4 protein-coding genes are annotated in these 3,263 nt (G+C 67.0%); all 4 read left to right on the forward strand.

Going from position 1 to position 3,263, the window contains the following annotated elements:
• A partial coding sequence (locus tag AB1609_18985; protein ID MEW6048532.1) for a DUF5372 family protein occupies positions 1-365 on the forward strand: 365 nt, incomplete at its 5' end.
• A 160-nt stretch (positions 366-525) separates the two neighbouring features.
• Entirely contained in the window at positions 526-1,002 is a 477-nt protein-coding gene (locus tag AB1609_18990) for a helix-turn-helix domain-containing protein (GenBank protein ID MEW6048533.1), read from the forward strand.
• On the forward strand, positions 999-1,274 hold the full coding sequence (locus tag AB1609_18995; protein ID MEW6048534.1) for a hypothetical protein: 276 nt from the start codon (positions 999-1,001) through the stop codon (positions 1,272-1,274). Before AB1609_18990 ends, AB1609_18995 begins: the two co-directional genes overlap by 4 nt.
• A 4-nt stretch (positions 1,275-1,278) precedes the next feature.
• Positions 1,279-3,263, forward strand: a 1,985-nt coding sequence (locus AB1609_19000) for a recombinase family protein (GenBank protein ID MEW6048535.1), incomplete at its 3' end; no start/stop codon positions are given.

The raw sequence follows: 3,263 nt of genomic DNA on the forward strand, positions 1-3,263 counted from the left end.
CATGGATTCGACCTTGCCCTTGGACGAAGTCGTCCATTGCACCCCAAGGTGCACGTGCGCCCGGGAGATTCCGGGTGGTGCATCCCTATCATCCCCTGAGCGGACAGGAGTTCGAACTCGTCAGCTGGTGCCAAGCCTGGGGTGAGGACCGGGTCTTTTTCGAAGACGCAAGCGGGAGGGTCTGCTCGATCCCGGCAAGCTGGACGGACGTCGCCGCGCCGGACCCGTTTGTCGCGCTGGCTGCCGGCCGCTCCCTCTTTCGGTTTGAGGACCTGCGGAGGCTGGTCGCACTGGTCCGAGATCTTCAATCGTCACCCGAAGGGGACGGGCTCACCCGTGCCTGTGTAAGGGGGATTATGTCGTGACTGTCAGGCCAATTATGTTCGAGCCTGCTCTAAGACGACTCTCGGTGCGAGCGTTTTAGCCAGGGTTCCACCGGTATATCAAGAATGATGGCGGGCGCGCTCCTTGACAAGAGGAGAGAGGTGTGCATAATGGGGTTAACACACCCTGGGAGGAAGAGCCGTGCCCAAACGGGAGGACGAGAAGCTGGCCTCCCTGCGCGCGTATCGCGCGCTTCATCCGCACCCGGAGAGCGTGGCGGACGAGGCGTTCCGGTCCGGAAACCCCTTTTTCGACGCCCGGGACTTGGTGCAGGTCAAGTACGAGATGCTGCGCCGGGTGCACGTGGACGGGTTACCGGTGAAGCGGGCTGCGGCGGCCTTCGGCTTCTCCCGGCCGTCGTTTTACCAGGCCCGGGAGGCGTTCCGGCGGGGCGGGCTTCCTGGGCTCTTGCCCCAGCGGCCCGGTCCGCGGCGGGCGCACAAGTTCACCGAGGAGGTGGTGGCGTTTCTGCAAAGCGCCCGGTCTGCCGATCCGTCGCTGGCCGCCGGCGAGTTGGCCCGGATGGCCCAGGAGCGCTTTGGCCTCTCGGTGCACCCCCGGAGCATCGAGCGGGCCCTGGGTAAGGCCCGAAAAAAGGGGGCTCCGAATCCGGCATGAGGGCGTCCATCCGTCATGAGGAACTGGCGGACCGCTACGAGGAAATGCGCGCCTTTGCCGTGGGATCGGTGCCCGGCGTTGTCCCCCACGGCGTGGCCTTGCTGATGCGCCGCGGGGTCCCTGCCTGGATGGAAGCCTGGTCCTTGGGCGCATCGCCATCGCCCCCGCCCAGGAAGGTGGACGCGGGCCCCCCAAGCAGCCCGTCCGTGGGCGAGCGGGTTGAGCTGGTAGCGGCTTTGGTGGAAATGGCCCTGGCGACCCCAGGGAGGTGATGGGGTGATCGCGAACGTCCACCCGAAAGTGAGGCCCACCCACCTGGCGCGGGATGCCTATCTTTACGTGCGCCAGAGCACGCTGCGGCAGGTCTTCGAGAACACGGAGAGCACCAAGCGCCAGTATGCGCTCCGGGACCGGGCCGTGGCCCTCGGGTGGCCCATGGAGCGCGTGGTGGTCATCGACAGCGACCTCGGTCAGTCCGGCGCCTCAGCGGCGGACCGCGAAGGGTTCGGTAAGCTGGTCGCCGATGTGGGCATGGGCCGCGTGGGGATCGTCCTCGGCCTCGAGGTGTCCCGGCTCGCCCGCAGCTCTTCGGATTGGTATCGGCTGCTGGAGATTTGCGCCCTGACCGATACGCTCATCCTGGATGAGGACGGGGTCTACGACCCGAGCCACTTCAACGACCGGCTGCTGCTGGGGCTTAAGGGAACCATGAGCGAGGCGGAGTTACATGTCCTGCGCATGCGGCTGCGGGGAGGGATCCTGAGCAAGGCCAGCCGCGGGGAGCTCAAAGCTCCCTTGCCGACCGGGTTTGTGTACGGACCCGACGACCGCGTGATGCTCGATCCGGACCTGGCCGTTCAGCAGGCCATCCGCTTGCTCTTTGCCGCGTTCCGCCGGACGGGCTCGGCCGGCGGCGTGGTGCGCGTCTTCTCGGAGCAGGGGCTCAAGTTCCCGCGACGCATTCGTGTGGGCCCCCGCCGAGGGGAGATCGCCTGGGTGCCCCTCGAGCGATCTCGGGTGCTCCGGGTGCTTCGAAACCCCCGCTACGCCGGTGCTTTCTTCTTCGGCAGGACGCAAGGTCGCCGGACCGCCCAGGGTCGTTACCTGCCCAAGCTGAAGGCCCCGGAGGAGTGGCTCGCCCTGGTCCGGGATGCCCACCCGGGCTACCTTTCCTGGGACGAGTACCGGGACAACGTGCGCCGCCTGCGGGAGAACGCCCAGGCCCATGGGGCCGACCGTCGCGCCAGTCCGCCGCGCGAAGGCCCGGCGCTGCTGCAAGGTCTGGCCATCTGTGGGGTCTGCGGAAAGCGAATGGCCGTGCGCTACCACGCACGCAAAGGCCGCCGACTTCCGGAGTATGTGTGCCAGCGGGAGGGGATCCAGCACGCCACCGCTCGCTGCCAGCATATCCCCGGAGCCGGACTGGACGAAGCCATCGGTGAGCTGCTGGTGGAGGCCGTCACCCCGCTCGCCCTGGAGGTGACCCTGGCCATTCAGGAGGAGTTGAACCAGCGGGCCGAGGAGGTGGACCGGTTGCGCCGACAGGAGGTGGAACGGGCCCGTTACGAGGCGGAACTGGCGCAGCGACGTTACATGCGGGTGGATCCCGACAACCGTCTGGTCGCGAGCACCCTCGAGGCCGACTGGAACCAGAAGCTCCGCGCGCTGTCCCAGGCCCAGGAAGCCTACGAGCAGCGGCGCCATGCGGACCGCGTCCTCGTCGACGAAGCGGAGCGAGCCCGTATCCTGGCACTGGCCACCGACTTCCCTCGCTTATGGCGTGACCCCCGTACCACGGATCGGGATCGCAAGCGCATGGTACGCCTCATCCTCGAGGACGTCACCCTGTTCAAACGGGACGATATCGTCGCGCAGATCCGTTTCAAAGGGGGAGCCACCCGTACGCTCACCCTTCCCGTACCGCCGCCGGCCTCCCAACTCTACCAAACCGACCCCGCGGTGGTCTGTGCGATCGACCGCTTGCTGGACGACTACACGGATGCCGAGGTCGCTCGCATCCTGAACGAGAAGGGGCATCGATCTGGTCGCGGGAAGTGCTTCGACCGCCTGATGGTGCGTGATGTCCGGTTGGCGTACGGGCTCAAGGATCGCTACAGCCGCCTGCGGGCCAGGGGCCTTCTCACTCTGGAGGAGATGGCGGAAGCCCTGGGCGCCAGCACCAGCACCGTCAAGCTGTGGCGCCGACAGGGGCTCCTGCGAAGCGAGCTGTATAACGACAAGGGCCAGCGTCTTTATGAGCC

The sequence above is a fragment of the Bacillota bacterium genome, from assembly GCA_040754675.1.
GTDB lineage: Bacteria > Bacillota > Limnochordia > Limnochordales > Geochordaceae > Geochorda.

Coding starts and splice junctions, on each gene's coding strand:
- AB1609_18995 (MEW6048534.1), top strand. CDS start 999: ATGAGGGCGTCCATCCGTCATGAGGAACTGGCGGACCGCTACGAGGAA.